This window comes from Methanobacterium sp., assembly GCA_039666455.1.
GTDB lineage: Archaea > Methanobacteriota > Methanobacteria > Methanobacteriales > Methanobacteriaceae > Methanobacterium_D.
This window is the reverse complement of record JAVSLW010000009.1, coordinates 37,179-55,013: the sequence shown is the minus strand read 5'-3', so window position 1 is coordinate 55,013 and position 17,835 is coordinate 37,179. Positions and strand designations below refer to the sequence as shown.

General features: G+C 33.5%; 22 protein-coding genes and 2 pseudogenes. 13 read left to right on the top strand and 11 right to left on the bottom strand.

All coding sequences use genetic code 11. The features are described 5' to 3' along the window. Positions 1 to 139: 139 nt before the first annotated feature. The 5 genes and pseudogenes from PQ963_02270 to dps all read left to right on the top strand — a co-directional run bounded on the left by PQ963_02270 (position 140) and on the right by dps (position 4,467). The gene (locus PQ963_02270) at positions 140 to 487 is read left to right on the top strand and encodes a transposase (protein MEN4028492.1); all 348 of its coding nucleotides are present in this window, start codon (positions 140 to 142) and stop codon (positions 485 to 487) included. A gap of 432 nt (positions 488 to 919) precedes the next feature. Continuing rightward, positions 920 to 1,858: an NAD(P)-dependent oxidoreductase gene (locus PQ963_02265; GenBank protein MEN4028491.1), complete on the top strand. Its 939-nt coding sequence runs from the start codon at positions 920 to 922 to the stop codon at positions 1,856 to 1,858. A 102-nt stretch (positions 1,859 to 1,960) separates the two neighbouring features. Continuing rightward, positions 1,961 to 2,095 (top strand): annotated as a pseudogene (locus tag PQ963_02260) (Hsp20 family protein). A 952-nt stretch (positions 2,096 to 3,047) separates the two neighbouring features. After that, positions 3,048 to 3,857, top strand: a complete 810-nt coding sequence (locus PQ963_02255; GenBank protein ID MEN4028490.1) for a ZIP family metal transporter — start codon at positions 3,048 to 3,050, stop codon at positions 3,855 to 3,857. A 58-nt stretch (positions 3,858 to 3,915) separates the two neighbouring features. Next, positions 3,916 to 4,467: a DNA protection during starvation protein gene (gene dps, locus PQ963_02250; protein ID MEN4028489.1), complete on the top strand. Its 552-nt coding sequence runs from the start codon at positions 3,916 to 3,918 to the stop codon at positions 4,465 to 4,467. Positions 4,468 to 4,487: 20 nt separating this feature from the next. On the opposite strand, the gene afpA is transcribed toward dps, so the two are convergent. The 4 genes from afpA to PQ963_02230 form a co-directional block, all read right to left on the bottom strand. After that, on the bottom strand, positions 4,488 to 5,054 hold the full coding sequence (gene afpA, locus PQ963_02245; protein ID MEN4028488.1) for an archaeoflavoprotein AfpA: 567 nt from the start codon (positions 5,052 to 5,054) through the stop codon (positions 4,488 to 4,490). 129 nt (positions 5,055 to 5,183) lie between these two features. Further along, complete coding sequence (locus PQ963_02240) at positions 5,184 to 5,534, bottom strand: phosphomannose isomerase type II C-terminal cupin domain (GenBank protein MEN4028487.1); 351 nt, start codon at positions 5,532 to 5,534, stop codon at positions 5,184 to 5,186. A 58-nt stretch (positions 5,535 to 5,592) separates the two neighbouring features. Further along, the gene (locus PQ963_02235; protein ID MEN4028486.1) at positions 5,593 to 7,506 is read right to left on the bottom strand and encodes a hypothetical protein; all 1,914 of its coding nucleotides are present in this window, start codon (positions 7,504 to 7,506) and stop codon (positions 5,593 to 5,595) included. Beyond that, complete coding sequence (locus PQ963_02230) at positions 7,496 to 8,539, bottom strand: hypothetical protein (GenBank protein MEN4028485.1); 1,044 nt, start codon at positions 8,537 to 8,539, stop codon at positions 7,496 to 7,498. Before PQ963_02230 ends, PQ963_02235 begins: the two co-directional genes overlap by 11 nt. A 616-nt stretch (positions 8,540 to 9,155) precedes the next feature. Here PQ963_02230 and PQ963_02225 point away from each other — a divergent pair. From PQ963_02225 to PQ963_02215, 3 genes are read left to right on the top strand one after another with little or no spacing between them, the layout of a single operon-like run. Beyond that, entirely contained in the window at positions 9,156 to 9,542 is a 387-nt protein-coding gene (locus tag PQ963_02225; GenBank protein ID MEN4028484.1) for a hypothetical protein, read from the top strand. A gap of 39 nt (positions 9,543 to 9,581) precedes the next feature. Continuing rightward, on the top strand, positions 9,582 to 10,586 hold the full coding sequence (locus tag PQ963_02220) for a nitrogen fixation protein NifH (protein MEN4028483.1): 1,005 nt from the start codon (positions 9,582 to 9,584) through the stop codon (positions 10,584 to 10,586). Positions 10,587 to 10,590: 4 nt separating this feature from the next. Next, positions 10,591 to 11,271: a DNA alkylation repair protein gene (locus PQ963_02215; protein ID MEN4028482.1), complete on the top strand. Its 681-nt coding sequence runs from the start codon at positions 10,591 to 10,593 to the stop codon at positions 11,269 to 11,271. Positions 11,272 to 11,277: 6 nt separating this feature from the next. On the opposite strand, the gene PQ963_02210 is transcribed toward PQ963_02215, so the two are convergent. Together PQ963_02210 and PQ963_02205 are read right to left on the bottom strand one after the other, a co-directional pair. Continuing rightward, complete coding sequence (locus PQ963_02210; protein ID MEN4028481.1) at positions 11,278 to 11,589, bottom strand: DUF5654 family protein; 312 nt, start codon at positions 11,587 to 11,589, stop codon at positions 11,278 to 11,280. 45 nt (positions 11,590 to 11,634) lie between these two features. Next, positions 11,635 to 12,771, bottom strand: coding sequence for a hypothetical protein (locus PQ963_02205; protein ID MEN4028480.1), 1,137 nt, complete (start codon positions 12,769 to 12,771; stop codon positions 11,635 to 11,637). A 343-nt stretch (positions 12,772 to 13,114) separates the two neighbouring features. Between PQ963_02205 and PQ963_02200 the strand changes: the two genes are divergently transcribed. Next, positions 13,115 to 13,342 (top strand): nucleotidyltransferase family protein, encoded by a 228-nt coding sequence (locus PQ963_02200; protein ID MEN4028479.1) that lies wholly within the window; start codon positions 13,115 to 13,117, stop codon positions 13,340 to 13,342. A 29-nt stretch (positions 13,343 to 13,371) separates the two neighbouring features. Here PQ963_02200 and PQ963_02195 read toward each other — a convergent pair whose 3' ends face one another. Genes PQ963_02195 through PQ963_02185 form a run of 3 tightly spaced genes read right to left on the bottom strand, consistent with a single transcriptional unit; the run spans position 13,372 to position 14,160 of the window. Continuing rightward, positions 13,372 to 13,599 carry a type II toxin-antitoxin system HicA family toxin gene (locus PQ963_02195; protein MEN4028478.1) on the bottom strand — a complete coding sequence of 76 codons (228 nt, stop codon included), beginning with the start codon at positions 13,597 to 13,599 and terminating at the stop codon, positions 13,372 to 13,374. Continuing rightward, positions 13,596 to 13,820, bottom strand: a complete 225-nt coding sequence (locus PQ963_02190) for a type II toxin-antitoxin system HicB family antitoxin (protein MEN4028477.1) — start codon at positions 13,818 to 13,820, stop codon at positions 13,596 to 13,598. Before PQ963_02190 ends, PQ963_02195 begins: the two co-directional genes overlap by 4 nt. 34 nt (positions 13,821 to 13,854) lie before the next feature. Further along, positions 13,855 to 14,160 carry a nucleotidyltransferase family protein gene (locus PQ963_02185; protein ID MEN4028476.1) on the bottom strand — a complete coding sequence of 102 codons (306 nt, stop codon included), beginning with the start codon at positions 14,158 to 14,160 and terminating at the stop codon, positions 13,855 to 13,857. 352 nt (positions 14,161 to 14,512) lie between these two features. On the opposite strand from PQ963_02185, the gene PQ963_02180 reads away from it, so the two are divergent. From PQ963_02180 to PQ963_02165, 4 genes are all read left to right on the top strand, one after another. Continuing rightward, positions 14,513 to 15,046, top strand: coding sequence for an ArsR family transcriptional regulator (locus tag PQ963_02180; protein MEN4028475.1), 534 nt, complete (start codon positions 14,513 to 14,515; stop codon positions 15,044 to 15,046). Then, positions 15,039 to 15,308, top strand: coding sequence for a hypothetical protein (locus tag PQ963_02175; GenBank protein MEN4028474.1), 270 nt, complete (start codon positions 15,039 to 15,041; stop codon positions 15,306 to 15,308). Before PQ963_02180 ends, PQ963_02175 begins: the two co-directional genes overlap by 8 nt. Positions 15,309 to 15,716: 408 nt before the next feature. Beyond that, on the top strand, positions 15,717 to 16,094 hold the full coding sequence (locus PQ963_02170; GenBank protein ID MEN4028473.1) for a HEPN domain-containing protein: 378 nt from the start codon (positions 15,717 to 15,719) through the stop codon (positions 16,092 to 16,094). Continuing rightward, positions 16,060 to 16,665 carry a nucleotidyltransferase domain-containing protein gene (locus PQ963_02165; GenBank protein MEN4028472.1) on the top strand — a complete coding sequence of 202 codons (606 nt, stop codon included), beginning with the start codon at positions 16,060 to 16,062 and terminating at the stop codon, positions 16,663 to 16,665. The genes PQ963_02170 and PQ963_02165 overlap by 35 nt, the downstream gene beginning before the upstream one ends. A gap of 184 nt (positions 16,666 to 16,849) precedes the next feature. On the opposite strand, the gene PQ963_02160 is transcribed toward PQ963_02165, so the two are convergent. Both PQ963_02160 and PQ963_02155 read right to left on the bottom strand, forming a co-directional pair. Continuing rightward, positions 16,850 to 17,191, bottom strand: coding sequence for a nucleotidyltransferase family protein (locus tag PQ963_02160; protein MEN4028471.1), 342 nt, complete (start codon positions 17,189 to 17,191; stop codon positions 16,850 to 16,852). A 524-nt stretch (positions 17,192 to 17,715) separates the two neighbouring features. Then, a pseudogene (locus PQ963_02155) lies at positions 17,716 to 17,823 on the bottom strand (DUF1802 family protein). Between the last annotated feature and the right edge of the window lie 12 nt (positions 17,824 to 17,835).

The following is a 17,835-nucleotide window of genomic DNA, read 5'->3' as shown; positions in this document are numbered from 1 at the left end:
TTATTATTTTATGTAAAACTAATATTTAACATTAATGCTCGTGTCCCTAAGTCAGTGCAAATGTTTATATGAAGTTAAATTCAAAAATTAATAAGTTAATAAATATAAAAAATGAAATTAAGTTCAAAAATTAATAAATATGAAAGAGATTGATTTAGTTTTGGAGTTGTGTATTCCTGACGAAGACAGGGCTATGGAGATTTTTAGGCGTATAAAATGGGCTAATGGTGTTCATTGTCCTGAATGTAATTCTTTTTCTATTCATAAGCGTGGATTTCAGGGTAAAAGTAGACGTTACTCCTGTAACAACTGCAGATTAAACTTCAGCGATCTTACAGGAACTATTTTTGCTAATAAGAAGCTTTCAATGGGTGAAATGTTCTACATTCTCATGAACCTGGATAAAAAGAGTATAAAGCGCTTATCAGAAGAATTAGGACATAAATGGGATAGTGTTTACCGTTTAGCAAAAGCATGCAAAAAATAGGTTTTTGCTGCGTCAAATTTTGTAAGATCCAGTCTTATCAAACAAGGTCGATACACACTGCGAAGGTACTATAGAAGCGTTTACAGACTATTATACTATCTATTTCAAACTGGAAGAGCACCTTCAGGTCAAAGAACATCATTAATTATAAACCATTCTGAAAAAGAACATGCTGATGGTGAAAATCAGTTAATAATGCTGAAAACAGACATTCCCTACCAAGACCTTTCTTAAACATGTTTAGATGTGTTTCAAAGAAAAATTTTAATACATATGTAAAATTTTTCCAGTTCACCTTTAATAATGGAATTAACTGGATAGAAAAGGCATTGAAAATAGTACTGGATCAATGCACTTATATCGGGGGATGAACGAGCATTAATTATTTATGATAAATTTATCATAAATGACTATAACATGGAGGATTTTTAAATGGAAAGTAAAAAAATACTGGTTACAGGTGGGGCAGGTTTTATTGGAACAAATCTTGTAAATGAACTTAGAAGTAGAGGGCATGAAGTCACTGCACTTGATCTTCTACATAATGGTAGGGATGATTATGTAAGGGCTGATGTTAAAAATTACAGGCAGCTTGAAAGAGTCTTTGAAAACAATGAATTTGACTATGTTTATCATCTTGCAGCTGAATACGGCCGCTGGAACGGTGAAGGCTATTATGAAAATCTCTGGGAAACAAATGTTATTGGTACAAAACACATGATTCGATTGCAGGAAAAATTGGGCTTTAGAATGATATTCTTTTCATCAGCAGAAGTCTATGGGGATTACACAGGAATAATGAAGGAAAAAGTAATGGAAGACAACCCAATAAAAGACACTTACCAGATGAATGACTATGCAATTACTAAATGGGCTGGAGAATTAATGTGCATGAATTCTGCCACAATGTACGGCACAGAAACAGTTAGAGTACGTCCAGTAAACTGTTATGGTCCACATGAAAAATACAGCCCATATAAAGGATTTATTCCAATATTCATATACAAATCACTGAATAAACAACCATACACAGTATACGAAGGCCATAAAAGAATAATAGACTATGTGGGGGATACTGCAACAACTTTCGCCAACATTGTTGATAATTTTATACCTGGTGAAGCCTACAATGTTGGAAGCAAACAGGAATGGGAACATGATATTAAAGAATACAGTGATATGATTTTAGATGCTGTTGGGGTGGATGATTCACTCGTTACTTACAAGGAAGCTGAAGCTTTCACCACTAAAATTAAAACAATGGACTTTTCTAAGGCTATTATGGATTTAAAGCATGAGCCCAAAGTTTCACCGAAAGAAGGAATCAAAAAAACAGTAGCATGGATGAAAGACTATTATAGAATAGAATAAAAAATAGTATAAAAATGGAGATTTCAATCTCCAAATTATTCGTTTTTGGTTATTTACCCATGATGACGTTATCGTTCACGTTGATTTAACAGAAAGTCTGGTGTAATAATGAGAACTGTGAGGTTCCCTAAAAAGATCATGGATGATGATGCAGAAGCAACCTTTAAAAATGGCGTTTTAACTGTTAGGGTGCCAAAGCTTGAGAAAGAGGAAAGCTTCAAGCTGGAAATCAAATAAATGTCTTGAGTTCCTCGAATTTTACGCATGCGTCTATATAGGTTCTTTGTTTTAATTTCAGGTTATTTCAGCGTTGTGTTAACTTACGTTTGTATAGAAACTTTTTGAAGGGTTTTAACTGTTCTGCATGCCATTTTTTAGGTTTATCAGCGTGCTCAGGGTTTCTGGCGATGATGTTTTCGAAAAACTGTATTTCAGCCGTTCTATCATAAAAGATGTTTAATAATTGGTATTTGGTTAGATTCGTTGAAACCGTTCATGATGGTGTTTTTTCCACGAGGAAAAATTATGTTCATCACACTTGAAATACCCCTGAAAGACACGTGATTAACTCTTAAAACCTGGTAAAAACTCTCATAAAAAATCAGGAAACTACAAAAAACATCAGTAAAAAAAATTCGATAAAAAAAGAATATCACTAGAAATTCAGATAGTACCAGTATAAATAAATAAAAATATCATTTATATAACCATAGAGACCATATATTGTTTCATGTATAATATCAAAAGGAGATACATATAAGCTAAAGCAGCGCTAACTCTTAATCTTAGTTCTGATTTCATTTTTTTATCATTTAAAGTTTCTATTAATAATTTGAAAAGGTCAGGCCCGTAATTTAATGAAATCATCATATTCTTCTTCATATGATTCAAGATTTTCCTTTATAAGGAGGTTGTCTTGTAATTAATTTTGTGGGATTCATTTTTTTTGATAATTTTTTGTGGGGTGTTTCTTTTTTTAGGTGATTCTGGCGTTTTTGGGTTTTTGATGATGTATTGGGGAAATGTTTTAGTTATTTCGTTTATTGTTTTGTTTATTATGTTGGAAGTGGTGCCATTATCACACCATCATCAAAAAAGTTATGCATCTGACTATAATAGCAGTAACAGTTTACCAGATGAATGTAATGAATAATAAATTATATACTCTATATTCTTAATAATTAGTACTATGATTGAAACTGATTTAAATCCTGTAATGCTAACTCTCGTTGCCACATCTTTTACATGGCTAATGACGGCTTTTGGAGCATTTACAGTATTTTTAACAAAAAATATTGATAGAAAACTACTTGATGGTTCTCTTGGCTTTGCTGCAGGAGTAATGATTGCTGCAAGTTTCTGGTCACTGCTTGCACCTGCACTGGAGATGTCAGATGAATGGGGGAGTCTTACATGGGTACCTGCAGCCACAGGTTTTTTGTTAGGAAGTATTTTTTTAGCTGGAATTGACAGGATAATTCCCCATATCCACATGGGATGCCCAATAGAAGAGGTTGAAGGTATTAAAACCACATGGCATAGAAACAGGCTGCTTATTCTCGCTGTAGCCTTACATAACATCCCTGAAGGTTTAGCTATTGGAGTTGCTTTTGGAGCTGTTGCAACAGGTTTTGAGTCTGCATCACTCTTTGCAGCAGCATCACTTGCTATTGGCATGGGAATTCATAATCTTCCAGAAGGAATGGCCGTTTCCATGCCACTTAGGGGTGAAGGAATGTCCAGACTTAAAAGTTTTGGATATGGACAATTATCTGGATTTGTTGAGGTTATTGCAGGCATTACCGGAGTTTTAATAGTGACATTTTCCTATTCTATTTTACCATATGCGTTAGGTTTTGCTGCAGGGGCAATGATCTTTGTGGTTGTGGAGGAAGTTATACCAGAGTGTCAAAGTGGAGGAAATACAGATTTAGCTACATTATGTATCATTGGGGGGTTTTTACTGATGATGATACTTGATGTGACTTTCGGAGGATAATACATAAATTTATTAGAAATAAATAATATATTATAACTAAAAAAGGTGTTGGTGAAAAATGGCTAAAGTAGCTCGAGAAATGGTGGAGAGAAGTGGAATTAATGTAGATGAACTTGTAGAACTTTTAGTGAAAAATGCAGCTGCAGAACTTACGACATTCTATTATTACACAATTTTAAGAGCTAATTTAATAGGATTAGAAGGAGAGGGAGTTAAAGAAATAGCTGAAACAGCACGAATAGAAGATCGAAATCATTTTGAAGCATTGGTACCCAGAATATACGAATTAGGAGGTCAATTGCCTAGAGATATGAAAGAATTCCACGATATTTCTGGTTGTCCTCCTGCATATCTGCCTGAAGACATAAGTGATGTGAACAAAATTTTAGAAGTGCTGGTTGAAGCAGAAAGATGCGCTGTCAGGCAATACACTAACATATGTAATATAACTGCAGGTAAAGACCACAGAACATATGATCTGTCTCTTTCCATTCTTCACGAAGAGGTTCAGCATGAATCATGGTTTTCTGAATTCTTAGGTGAAGGACCTTCAGGACACTTCCAGCGAAGAGGAGACACTTCTCCATTTGTTTCCAAATTCATGGAATAAAAAAATTTACTTTTTTTTCCTCAGTATCCTTGATTCGAATGTTTTTTAAAGACATCTTTAATTTCTTCGGGAGTTTTTAATATATTAACACCCATTTTAGCAAGTTTTTCAACATGTTCAACGTCTTCTTTTCTTATTATTAATTTAAGATCGCTTCCATCAGGCAATTCTGTAATTACAGTTCCTTCTTCAACATCAGAGGGCATTATATAAATTGGTAGGCCTACCTTTTGGCCCATAATGGCTGCATTTGGAATCAATGAATCAGCAATTCGCAGTGAAATCTTGGCAACAGTATTGGATGTTGCCGGTGCAATTAACATGAAATCAAACTGCCCTAACTGTATTTGTCCCGCTAAAAATGGTGCATTAGAGTTAACTTCAACCCATGTTCTGTCAAAATCTAATTCAATCTCTTTAAATAGGCCGTAGTATTTTAAAACCTGATCACCAGCCTTTGAGATGTAGACTCTTATGTCAAATTCATCCCCGTACTTTTCATTGATCTGTTTCATTATTTTTGTAGTTTCTGTTATTCTATCTCCTGATCCTGTAATAGCCCAGACAACTTTTCTTTTTGTGTTCATAATTTAATTTTTTTATTAAATTGTAATTATTTCTTTTGGTATGGATTTTTAGAATCGATTTAATAAACTTGATTTTTGAGTTTTTATGGCAATAGTAAGTGATTGAATAAATCTTGAGGAGATTTAAACCTATACTCTGCCGTAATCATCCTCAAATCTTATTATATCGTCCTCTTCAAGATATTCTCCTTGTTGAACTTCAATTATTTCTAAAATTTTTTTTGTTGGGTTTTCCAATCGATGCTTTGTGTCTTTGGGAACAAAAGTACTTTCGCCTTTTTTAAGAATATATTCTCTATTTCCTATCCTAACTTTAGCCCTGCCTTTTACTACTATCCAGTGTTCTGACCTTTTTTTATGAAGTTGTAAAGACAATTTTGCTTGGGGTTTTACAAAAATCTTTTTAATTTTGTAATCTTCGCCCCCACCAAGGATAGTATAACTTCCCCACGGCCTATAAACTTTCAGTTTCATCCAGATCTCTTTTTTTGCTTTTTAATTTATTCATGTTAGGTGTAATATGATAAATAACTGAGGTTTAACATCTAGACATCTTTAAAACACTGAAAAGTTCATCGATCTTAATTGTCGCCACCCCTACTACCCTATCACCTCCTCCATAATAGACAAAAAGCTTATTACCCAAAACCACATTACCACAGGGAAAAACCACATTTGAAACCAATCCTTCTTTTTCATAAAGAGTTTCTGGTTCAAAGATAGGATCCCAGGTGCGACAGAGGATATTGGTCGGATCTTTAAGATCCAAAAGCACTGCTCCCACCCTGTATACACATTCTTCTGAAACACCGTGATAGAGCATAATCCATCCTTTTTCTGTTTTTACAGGTGGAGCAGCGGCTCCCACTTTTTTGTTGTCCCACCATCCTTTCCTTTTATATATCCAACGATTTTCTTCAAGCCATATTCCATCTTTAAAATCTAAAGTATCACAAAAAGAATAGTCAAGGTCATTGCCAACTCGATGAATAATCATGTATTTTCCATCGACCTTTTCTGGGAAAATAAAAGCATTTTTATCGTTTACATTAGGTGGAGAAATAATGACCGGTCTTGCCCAATTCCACTTTTGTTTGAGAAAGTCCTCTACTAAGATCCAGGTTAAAGCCACCCGAGGCAAACGCCCATCAAAGGCAGTGTAGCACATATAGATCTTATTGTCAATTTGAGTAAGTCGAGGGTCTTCACAACCAGAACCGACACCAGGTTGAAGTTTTTGTTCAAATGGCTCACGGGGAATATAGATAGGTTGAGGCGAGCGATAATCAATGTGAATACCATCTTTAGTTGTAGCATAACCAAAAACTGAAGTATAATCTGCAGAAAGAGCTCTATATACAATATGAACTTTTTCTTTAAGATATAAAGCTCCTGGATTAAAAGTGGCTTTGCTCTCCCATGGATGTTTTTTTGGAGTAATAATTGGATTTTCTTTGGCTCGCACAAGTTTTATTTTTCTTACATCTTCTTCCAACATTTCTTTCAATAAATTAGGAAGCTTTATGTAAGCAAGACAGCAGGTAGTATCAGTAGCTCCATAATAAAGGTAGATCCAGTCTCCTTTAATCATTGCACCTGATGGAAAAATGACATTTGGGACAAGACCTATTTTCTCATAGTATTCTTCAGGAACTAAAAGAGGGGCATCAATTTTAGCAATAATTTTTAATGGATTTTCAAGATCAAGTAAAACCGCTTCTACTCCAAAAAGTTTTTTGTGGGAAAAATAATCACGAATATAGCAGTACAATAATAACCAGCCATATTCTGTCTTTAATGGTGGAGCTCCAACTTCGATATGATCCTGTGGTCTGCGTTGGAGAGGTAAAGAGTATTTTTCAAAGACTTTATACCATTCCTGCCAGTAAGTTTTAGACCAGATTTCTTCGTGCTTGTCAAAAGATGCCAGACATATCTTTGCTGGTGGTTTATCAGTATGAGGGGTAAGGACCGCCCAGATTTTTCCTTTTATTTTCTCTGGAAAAAGAGCCATGGCTTTGGCATTAAACGGCGTAATTAGATGTTTTTCATCGATTGTTTTTAAATCTTTACTTATAGCCAAACCCACTTTAATACCTTCAGCCTGGAATGGATACTTGGATAAAGCTGTATAAAAAATGTAATATTTATCACCAAGTTTTGTTACTCTGGGGTCTTCACACCCAAATTTCTCCCAGTCATGTTCAGGCACAATGAATCGGCGCCGGTTTTCAAAATGAATTCCATCTTTGCTTGAAGCTATACCAATGTCAGAAGTAATTATGTTGGCTCGAGCACCAGAGTGATAATGAAGCAGTGAAAATGTTCGATACAAAAGATAAGTTTTGTCGTCCTTTTGAACAGGACAGCCATTAAACGTACCATTAGCTTCCCATGAATGGGAGCTGATGGGTTTTAGGATTGGATTTTCTTCTGCTCGTTTAATTATCATTTTTATCCTCCTTTTTCTTTAGGGGTTGGGCTTTTAATTCTGGTTTAATATCCTCTTTCAGGGTTGTTAAAAACTTTTCCAGATCAGAATATGCAACGCAGACAGAACTATCAGCACCGCCATAGTAAATCAGTAAGGTATCATCTTTTACTACTGCTCCTGTGGCATATACGACTCCTGGTTTAAAGCCTATGTTTTCATATAACTTATCTGCCTCTAAAATTGGTTTTTTAGTACAGTGCAAAACTCTGGTTGGTTCTTCAAGATCCAAAAGCATGGCTCCAACTTTATATTTACCGGGGTCACGCCGATCTTCTCCGTGATAAATTATTAGCCATCCATCCTGAGTTTTTATAGGTGGAGTTCCTGTCCCTCTAATCCGGCTTTCCCAGTTCCAATGACTTCCTTTAGGTTCGGGGTCATGGACGCTGTTAATATATGTTTTACCATCAAATTCTAGATCATCAAAAAAATCTATTGATATTTGAGGATTAAGAGAATGTAAGATAGCATAACTTCCATTAATCTTTTCTGGAAATATTACCCAGTTTTTGTGCACCTGGCCCGGTGGAGAAATGTACACTGGCTTTTTCCACCGCCATTTTTTATTTAAAAAATCCTCAACTTTTATTGAAGTCAAGGCTATCCTTAATCCCTGATCACAAAAGGCAGTGTAGGTCATATAAATAGTTTCTTCATTATTTACTCTTACAGGACGAGGATCTTCACATCCACCAAAACTACCTCCCGAGGTAAAAGAAAAGAAATTATAGGAAAAAGTATCTGTTGGAGAATGCTCATAAACTGTGTATGGTAATCTTTCATCTATTTTAAATCCATCGCTAGAAACAGCATATCCTAACCTGGAGATAGCGTCTTCTCCAATAGCTCGATAAAGGAAATGAACTCTATTTTCAAGTAAAATTACTCCTGGATTGAAAGTTTGCCATGCCTCCCATCCATTTTTAGCTTGGGGAGAAATTATCGGACCTTCAGGAAGTTTAGTTAATGTAGGACAAATTTTTTCAACCATTTTTCCACCTTTTTTAGTTTACTTAGAATTTTTTGGAAGTTTCTAATTTATTCATGCCTAAGAAATTTTTTCATTTTATTCTATTTGAGATTTTTAAGGCTTTGTAGAAATCCTATAACATGATGGGATCACATATTGTGTATTTAACAACCTAATATGATTCCATGAATGTTTTAATGGTGGAAACGAGTTAATAAACTTTACTTATATGATGGGATCACATATTGTGTATTTAGCAACCAAAGGTGATCCCATGAATGTTTTAAGGGTGGAAACGAGTTATATAAACTTTACTTTCAAAGTTTTAAGTGGCTGAAACGTCTTTCAGGCAATTGAAGAAGTGGAAACAAAGAAGAATCCTGCAGCTCTTTCTAAAATAAGATTTGAAAGCCTGCATGAAGGATTATCAGCTCAAATAATGTATATTGGTCCATATTCTGAGGAAGGATCTAAGTAGAGGAGATACATGCTTTCATTGAAGGAAAAGGCTATGAATTCGATGGCAGCAAGCCTTGCAAGAGACATCACGAATGTACATAAGTGATATGCGCAGAACAAAGCCAGAAAGACTTAAAACCATCATAAGACAACCTGTAAAATAAAAGAAGGTGATTTTATGAACAAAAATTTGAAGATAATTCTATTCGGATTTTTAGTGTGGTTAATACCTTTTTTAGTTGCTTTTGCAATATTTCCTTTGAGAGTTTATATGAGGCCTTTATTTGAATCTATAATGCCTCTAACTCTTACAATAATTGTGGTAATGCTGGCCTATTATTATTTAAAGAATATGGAGGTTAATTTTGTTAAAGAAGGTATGATAATTGGTTTTGCATGGTTTATAATTAATATAGCTATAGATCTAACCATGTTCATGCCGGCAAGCCCTATGCAGATGAGTTTTGTAGATTATATGATGGATATTGGTCTTACATATGTAATGATTCCAGTTATAACCGTGGGGATGGGATATATGGCTCAAAACAAGGTGAAAACACCATAATCTTATTATTTTTTAATATATTAATCGGGAGCTTTGGTAATGCTCAAATGGAAATCCTTTTTAAATGTTGATCCTACTGAATGGCTCTTAGAAGAAAATAATCCTTCAGTTAGATATTTCACTCTCAAAGATATTATGGAAAGGCCTGAAAATGATCCAGAAATAATTCAAGCCAGAGAAAGTATAATGAAAATAGGAGTTGTTCCTAAATTACTGGCTAAACAGGAAATTGGGGGCTACTGGGGCATTCCTGAGAACTTTTATTTAAGAGGTAAATATAAAGGAACTTCCTGGCAGTTAATAATCCTTGCTGAACTTGGTGCAGATGGTAATGATGAAAGAATTAAAAAAGCATGTGAATTCATGTTTAAAAACTCTCAGGATCCTGAAAGCGGTGCATTTTCATATATAATTAATAAAGAAGGTGCTGGTGACCATGAACGAGTTTTACCATGTCTTACAGCTAACATGGTCTGGAGTTTCATCCGATTTGGATATTTGAAGGATGAAAGAGTCCAAAAAGCAATAAAATGGCTCATAAAGCATCAGCGATTTGATGATAAGCCAGTAAAAGAGCCCAATGGATGGAGGTATAAAATGTGGAGAAGATGCTGGGGAGAGCGTACATGCCATAGTATCATTGTAAAATCCCTTAAATTATTCGCCGAGATACCAAAAAACCAAAGAACACCAGAAATGGAAGGTTATATAACTAAAGGCGCTGAACACATGCTTAATCACCATATTTACAAAAGAAACCAATCTCCTGTTAAAGGTCAATTTAAATGGCTAAAATTTGGCTTTCCATTGATGTGGAACATCGACGCGCTGGAAGTTTTAGGATTATTGACTAAATTAGGTTATAACGATGAGAGGATGCATGAAACCATGGATATAATGATTTCCAAGCAAAATAAGGAAGGTAAATGGATATTAGAAAATACTTTCAATGGGCGATTTCAAACAAGCATTGAAAGAAAAGGAAAGCCAAGTAAATGGATTACTTTAAATGCAATGCGAGTATTAAAAGGTTTTTATAGATGATAATATGGAATTTGAACAGATCATTCGAGAATTAGAATCATTATCCCGCCCAGAAGATGTAAAAGGAATGGCTCGGTTTGGAATCAATCCCGAGAAAGTTTATGGGATAAGAATACCTGAATTACGGAGCATAGCTAAAAAAGCAGGCAAAAATCATGAACTTGCAGAAAAACTTTGGAGATATGGATATAATGAAACTAGAATAATGGCCAGCATGATTGAAGATCCTAAATTGGTTTGTGAGGACCAAATGGAAAAATGGGTTATTGAATTTGATTCATGGGATGTTTGTGACCAGTGCTGTATGAATTTATTCCGTAAAACTCCCTTTGCATATCAAAAAGTTTATGAATGGAGCAAACGGGGTGAAGAATTTGTTAAAAGAGCTGCTTTCACATTAATAGCAACTTTAGCAGTTCATGATAAAAAAGCTGATGATTCTAAATTTGAAGAATTTTTTGCCATAATTATTAGGGAAGCTCATGATGAAAGAAATTTTGTAAAAAAAGCTGTAAATTCGGCTTTAAGGCAAATTGGAAAACGAAATATTAATTTAAATAATAAAACCATTGAAGTTGCAGAAGAAATCAAAAAAATTGATTCTAAAAGTGCTAAATGGATTGCAAAAGATGCTCTACGAGAGCTAAAAAGTGAAAAAATCCAGAAAAAACTTAAAAATAGATAATTTGAGTTATTCTACGCCGGCTATTTTCCCTACTGCATAACCCATTGAAAATCCAACGATAGTTAGTATAATTGCATATATAAACAGTAAATTGAGTTTCCCTGACTGATCTCCGATTATAAATGTTGCAACAATTACTGCATCCCAGGCAATTGCTATCATTACTCCAAAAACAACTGTGAGGAGTGCAATAATTCTTTCTACGTCCACAAGCTTCCATAACAAAGTTCTTTCTTCATTAAGGAGAGATTGTAGGGATTCATTAGGAGAATAACCAAGTGCAGCCAGTGCTTTATTTGAAAGTTTATTTTGAATCATTTGATAAATCTTTCTTTTTTTCTTTTTCACTTTCAACAATAAATTTTAAGTTTTATATTTATTTACGGCCTTAATAACATTATATGGATCATCTGAAACCACACTACTTCCATAAAGTTCCATAGCACCTATATCTGCAGTTGGTTTGAAAATACTACCCCTATCCACAATCTGTATTATGTATGGGAAGGTAGGTTCACCAAATGCAGGACATGAAATCACCAGATTAAAACTGGTAACTCCTAATTTATCAATATAGCACCGTAAAACCTTATAAATAGCTTCTTTTACACTGTCATTTTTTGAAGGGCTATCTCTTGTAATAATAATAAATTCTTTTTCTTTAATAGGGGTGATACTTGCAAAACCATTCACTTCACCATCTAAAGCTAACTCCAATTTTTCATGGGCTTTGTAAAGATCATTAAAGTAATTTTTCCCTGTCCACCGCATATATTGTCTGAAAACTTTTCTTAAAAACTGTGGTTTTGCATAGTGAATATTGTCTGTCATTAATATCTGGGCATGGCCATGTATCTGTGAAGCCCCTGCCTTTTGAAGGCAATTCCAAAGGAAAAATGGGTATTTAAATTGTTTATCATAATTATGGACTCTTTTAAACCATTTAAAACCAGTGTCTATGTAATCTGAGAGTTCTTCCAATGAAAATTCCAGGGGATTATGCTCTTTAAAAAATATCACGCTGCTCCAGGCATCGTATTTGGCAATATTTGATCCTGTAATACTATGTTCTCCTTTAATTCTTCCAAATACATCTTCAGGAGTGTATTTTTCTGGATTACAAAATTCACACTCTTTTTTGGATGCTTTAATGTATTCATCGACTTTTTCCCTCAAATTTGCTATTTCTTCATCTTTAACTCCTGGCCGGCTTGCCCTTAAAGAGTTAAAAAGCGATCCGCTCCCTGTCCATTTATTGTAAATTTTAACAATTTGCTGGCTTTCTATTCTTTTAACAACCTCTTCTTCAGTTTCTATAATATTTCCGTTATCATCTCTTTTTCCAAATAACTGCATAACCCTTTTTTTATAGGTGTATGGAATTTTCATGGAACCTGTGGCACTTGAAACCTGAAATATGCTATTAAAAGTTTTATATGACTCTTTATCCTCTTTTTTAATGGTATTTATTATATCTTCCAGTTTTAAAATAGAATTCATCTTATCGCCTCAAATATCCTGGTTCTTACTAATAGTTTTCTTACTATTACTTAAATTTATCCTTTTTTTCTTCTATTTTAATTTTAACGGGTTAAATTTTATTTAGAATCCTTCCTCTCTTTGAATGCATCTTTTTGGGCAGTCGAACTGGTTATTTAAAATCCATATTTCATGAGAATCTAAATTATTTTCGATTTCCATTTTTTTCAAGTGTAAATAATAAATATTATGTAACATAAATTAAATCTAAAGAACGATTTAATTATGCGTATATAGGCGGGCACCTCTATGAATGTTTTCAAACTCCTTAAAAGTCATAAAAACGAGATAAAAACCAAATATGATGTTAAAAAAAATAGGAATATTTGGTTCTTACGCCAAAGGACAGCAAAATGAAGAAAGTGATGTTGATATACTTGTGGAGTTTGAAAAACCTACTTTTGACAATTTTATGGAATTAGCATTCTTTCTTGAAGACCTATTCGGTAAAAAAGTTGATCTTCTTACTCCTAAAAGCTTAAGTCCTTATATGAAGCCATATGTAGAAAAAGAAGTGATTTGGTGTGAATAGATTGATTTCTTTTCTCCGCAGCGGAAAAATTATAATAATTCTTTAAACTGGTCTACAGTTAAATCAGCATCTTTAAGTATGTTTTTCAATAATTTAGGGTGAAGGGTCTTTCCAGAATGATATGGAACCGTTATCCTCACACCCTCCTTATTTTTATAGATTTTATGGCTTCCACTTTGGCGTGTAAGAACGAATCCTACACTCTCTAAAACCTTAATAACTTTATTTGCTGTTACTCGAGGAAGTTTATCACTCATACTTCTACTTCCAGAGAAGTTAAGCTGATGGATTCAATTTCAGGAATTGCTTCTTTGTTTTCTATCATATCTTTAATGTGGAGACGAATAGCATCTTTAATATTCTCTATAACTTCCTCATAGGTTTCACCTTGAGCATAACAACCCTGAAGTTCAGGACTAAATGCAAAATATCCATCTTCATCCTTTTCTATTACTACAGAAACCTTATATCGTTTCATTATTTTAACCTCAAAATATTGTCATCTGATCATATCATGCTTTTACATGGATAAATTCCATATCTTTCATTATGCTATGTTTTACTCTATCTTTTAAACCACCAGGAGTAACAATTTCCACTTTAAAACCAGCCAAATCAGAAAGATGTTCCTCTAGATCTGATAACTCAAGAAAACCTGGTGTTTTTTCAAATTCTATCATTAGATCCAGGTCACTTTCCTCTGTATGTTCCCCGCGAGCGCATGATCCAAATAATCCTATTGTTTTCACATGAAAAGCTTTTTTAAGGTGTGGAAGATCCTTTTCCAGGATTTCTAAAACTTCTGCTTTGGTTTTCATATAAATCACGGAGAAATTAATTCAATTATCTTTTTTACAATTTAATATATTAGTAATTCCATTTATTAAAACTAATGCAAACAGATACTGGGACTTGAAAAGGAAATTATTAAAAGTTCAGAAATCCAGCTCATCATGCCCTGCTTGAAAATAAGGAAACTCGGCGGCGAATTAGATGGGAAACCCCTTGCAGAGCTTATAAGGTTGGATGATAGATTGATCATTGCGATTGATGAAAAAAAGAAGAAAATGATAGTTGAATGATTTAGAGTTCGCAGATTATTAATCAATTTCGCATAGTTTACAGAACGTAAACAAAAAGTTTATAAACCGTAAACTTTTAATTATTATTATGCTTAGTGAACTCTTCAAGACGAAAAAAAGAGTTGAAATCCTTTATTATGTGTTATATCACGATATATCAACTGTAACAGAAATTTCAAGAGAAACTGGAGTTTCAAAAGGGCTTGTTTCAAGATTTTTAGATTATCTGAAAAATAACGGTTTGCTTGAAAGACATGGGAGAAAATATTGTCCAAATGATACTACAAAGGCAAGAGAAATCAAAGTTCTTTTAAATTTAGATAAAATAGACCTTGATCAGCGTAATTTAGATTGGGCAGATGCTATAGGTATATATGGAAGCTGGGCATCAGGAACAAACACCATAGAAAGTGATTTTGACATCTGGGTTAAAGTAGAAAAATATCCTCCTGAACAAAAGATAAGCCTGTTAAACAAGGATTTAAGAGCTATGACAGAGTCTGAAGTAAACATGCTCATTTTAACTCCTGAAAAATTAGACACGCTAAAAAATACAGATAAACCGTTTTATAACTCTCTTTTAAGAAATTCAATAATTTTAAAGGGTGAATCACTTGAATGACCTGGAAAACTGTTTTAATAGAAGGCTTTTACGTCCAGTTGAGCCTTCAAATGAAAAAAGCGAACTTTCAATTAAACAAGCAAGAGAATGGCTTGAAGAAGAATATGTACTGCTCTTTGATAGAATGCGGAGCGCTAGAAATACCGATCAATACTCATTTCAAATAGCACCATCCTCTGAAGAAGTAAAATCTGGAATTAAATCTGCAGGTAAGTTTATAAGCAGAATGGATCAGCTACTTGACGAAACTACTCCCATTTAATCACCAAAAAATTTTGAAAATATTTATTAATTTCAGCATAGTTTACGGAATATAAACAAAAAGTTTATAAATTGTAAACTTTCTCAGATTCTAAAAAATTATTTTTCTAAATTGTGGATAAGCTGTGGATATTGTGGATAAATTATTTTATAAATAATTCTCTAAAGATATTTAAATACAATTTCATCATGAATTTTTAAAAATGTCCGCCATATCTGATATTTGTCCGTTATGTCCTATATCTGGCAAATTCATATCATTATTATCCCACATTTTTCATTAATTATTAGTAGAAAAAGCTATATACATACTCTATCCTATAATAATTAAAGAATTTTCTTTAACAATTAGTAGAAAAACTTATCTAATATTTCAGTTATATAATTATTAAGGAAAGGAGATTTTAAAATGGTTTCAATTGATATCCACCTTAGAAATGCACGTGAGAAGGCTGAAACATTGTATGAAGCTCTTCAAAAAGAAAGATTATCTGTAGTTGGAGATATGGCATATAAAGTAGCTGAAGAAGCTGTTTTAGCCTATGAAAGCCGAGAAGATCCATATTCCACTCACAGGAGAACCCAGACATTTTACATAGTAAAAACTGAACTGGGCGAGAGTGAAAGAAAGTGTTTCCGCCGATTACATAGAATTTATGAAAGATTGGGTTACGGTGGAAGCAATGGAGATCTAGCTGAAGAAGCTGTAAAATGCATGGAAAAAATTGTAAAAAGAGTTGAGAGTGAATTAGATGTTAAAATCTTACCAGAAGAAGTTTCTAGATAAAATCCATCAAAAAACTCATCATATCGAAGGCCTGGAACTCTTGGTGGCATATGGAAGTTATATAAGAGGAGAACTAACTTCTAAATCAGATGTGGATTTTTTTGCACTGTTCCATGACCGTGAAAACCTTAAAAAGGGTGAAGAACCATTATATAATATTCTATCCGATGAATGTGAGGCTGAACTGGAGCTTCCCGCATCACTCTATGCAGTTAGCGAAGATGAAGATATTGACAAATCATTTTTCTACGGAATCCTTACTGAAGGATTTTTAATCAAACCAGCAATTTCTGAATATTTAATTCGAATTATTAATCCCTCCCCTCAAGTGCTTTTCACTTATTCCATGGATGAATTATCTCCTCAAGAGAAAGTTAAAGTGAATCAAATCCTTTACGGCTATTCTCAAAAGAAAAAAGACAGAAAGTACACTTATGAAGGTATGATACAGGATCTTCAAGGCGAAAGACTGCGTTCAGGAATTATGGTGCCCCAAAAATATGAAGGAGAACTAGAAAGGTTTATGCGAAGTCATAAATTGAATTACCGGAAAAAAGTGGTCTTTGCATGATATAAGGTGAAATGATTCATGAAAGATAAAAAATTGATAAAAAAGATAATAAAATCATCAGAAGGCATTGAGGAAACAGTTTAAGAATCTAGAAACGGATTTAAGAAAGGTGTTACTAGAACTCTCAATGATCTTGAAGGAAATCATTAAATTAGGAAAAACTAAACGTAAAGCTTTGAATCCCTCATATAGGAATAGCCTCCCTTAAAACCTGCTCTCTAATCTCCTCTCGAACAGTGTCAATAGGGACCACATCAACAGGAATATGGATTCTATCTTCCAGGAATTGAGAAATACCTACTAAATCCAGAAGATTTGCATCATCTTTAAATTCCACTAAAACATCCAGATCACTTCCTGGACCTTCTTCACCACGAACATAAGACCCAAAAATACATTTTACAATGCCCTTATATTTCTTTTGGATCATAGGGTTTGAAATTCTTATTACGCGCAAAATTCTTTGAATTTTGGCGTCCTGAACGCTACGCGTTTGACGAATTTCAATAATTTCTTCTTTTTTCATGACAAATCACTGGAATAATTCAAGATCATTTAATTTTTCTTATTAAGTGTAATTTTCTATGGTTTAATATATTAATTTTTACATTTATTAAGATTAGTGCAAAACAAATTCAATTAAATGCTCAATCAACATATCCACGAATTTTTTTTCCCTAATTCAGTTAATTTATACTGATTTTTGTCCTTTTCAATCAATCCATACTTTCCAAACTCCCTTATATAACCATACAAAGTTGATTTTGTTATTTCAGGGTCTGTTTTACTGGATTCATCTGTATAATTACCTTTTTCATCCTTAACTTTGTATTCAAAAAATGCACTGCTTATGATTTTGCCCGTATCCTTTTTTTCTTCTATTTTAATTTTAACGGGTTAAATTTTATTTAGAATCTCTTCGAATGCCTCTTTTTGGGGCAGCCGAACTGGTTATTTTCTAATTTCACGCATTGATAGTTATTCAAATGTATCTGATAAAAGTACAGTTGTATATTTTGTATATATTAAAATGGAGCCTTAAGAACCGAAATATTTATCAATACTGATCCCATATTTCCTTATTAAAATTGTTTGTTTTCCCTGGCCCAAAGCTTCAATTGTTGCATTCCATTCATTGAGACATTTAGTAATTTCCATTTTTACACTACC